Source organism: Streptomyces sp. NPDC057654, assembly GCF_042800135.1.
Taxonomy (GTDB): Bacteria; Actinomycetota; Actinomycetes; order Streptomycetales; family Streptomycetaceae; genus Streptomyces.
On the sequence record NZ_JBHVHQ010001423.1, the window covers coordinates 1 to 1245 of the forward strand.

Annotated in this window: 1 protein-coding gene; it reads left to right on the forward strand. The window is 73.2% G+C overall.

The annotated features are described in order from the left end of the window. The first annotated feature begins 151 nt into the window (after positions 1-151). Complete coding sequence (gene rsgA / locus ACFU99_RS44070) at positions 152-1240, forward strand: ribosome small subunit-dependent GTPase A (RefSeq protein WP_384404474.1); 1089 nt, start codon at positions 152-154, stop codon at positions 1238-1240. Positions 1241-1245 lie beyond the last annotated feature (5 nt).

A 1245-nucleotide genomic window follows, 5' to 3' on the forward strand; every position in this document is an offset into this window, starting at 1 on the left:
CATCGCGCTGGGCGCTGCCCGGATTCACGAGTTCATCAACCCCACCCCCACGGTCTCCGGCTGACTCGACTTCTTCTCTTTTCCTTACGCGCGCCGTTCGGCGCGCGCCGCCGGGGCCGGCCTTGTGAAGGGTCTTCCCTTGTCAGACATCATGTCCGCGCACCCGCTCACCGCCTACGGCTGGGACGAGGGGTTCGCCGAGAGCTTCGCGCCGTACGCCGCCGACGGGCTCGTGCCCGGCCGGATCGTGCGCGTCGACCGCGGCCGCTGCGACCTCGTCGTGGCCGACGGCGACACCACCGCCACCGTGCGGGGCGACACCTCCCTCGTCACCACCGGCGACCCGGTCCGCATCATGTGCACCGGCGACTGGGCCGCCGTCGACCCGGAGCAGAGGTACGTACGGGCGCTGCTGCCGCGCCGCACCGCGTTCGTACGGTCCACCTCCAGCAAGCGGTCCGAGGGGCAGATCCTCGCCGCCAACGTCGACCACGCGGTCATCGCCGTGCCGCTGACCGCCGAACTCGACCTCGGGCGTATCGAGCGGTTCCTCGCGCTCGCCTGGGAGAGCGGCGCCACGCCGCTGGTCGTGCTCACCAAGGCCGACCTCGTCACCGACCCCACCGTGCTCGGCCACCTCGTCGCCGACACCGAGGGCGCCGCGCCCGGCGTGCTCGTCGTCGCGGTGAGCGCGGAGACGGGGCAGGGCGTCGACGTGCTCGCCGCGGTGCTCACCGGGGGTACGGCCGTACTCCTCGGGCCGTCCGGCGCGGGCAAGTCCACGCTCGCCAACGCGTTGTTCGGCGCGGAGGCGCAGCACGTACAGACCATTCGCGACCGCGACGGAAAGGGGCGGCACACCACCACCACGCGCAATCTGCTGCCGCTGCCGCAGGGCGGTGTGCTCATCGACACCCCCGGGCTGCGGGGCGTCGGGCTGTGGGACGCCCAGAGCGGTGTCGCGCAGGTCTTCGCCGAGGTCGAGGCGCTCGCCGAGGAGTGCCGCTTCCAGGACTGCGGGCATGTCGCGGAGCCGGGCTGCGCGGTGCTGGCCGCCGTCGAGTCCGGTGTGCTGCCGGAGCGGCGGCTGAGCAGCTACCGCAAGCTGGTGCGCGAGAACGAGCGGCTCGCCGCCCGTACGGACGCCCGGCTGCGGGCCGAGCGGCGCCGCGACTGGAAGCAGAAGCAGGCGCTGGGACGGCACATGGCGGAGCGCAAGCGCGGGCCGTCGACGATGTGATCGTC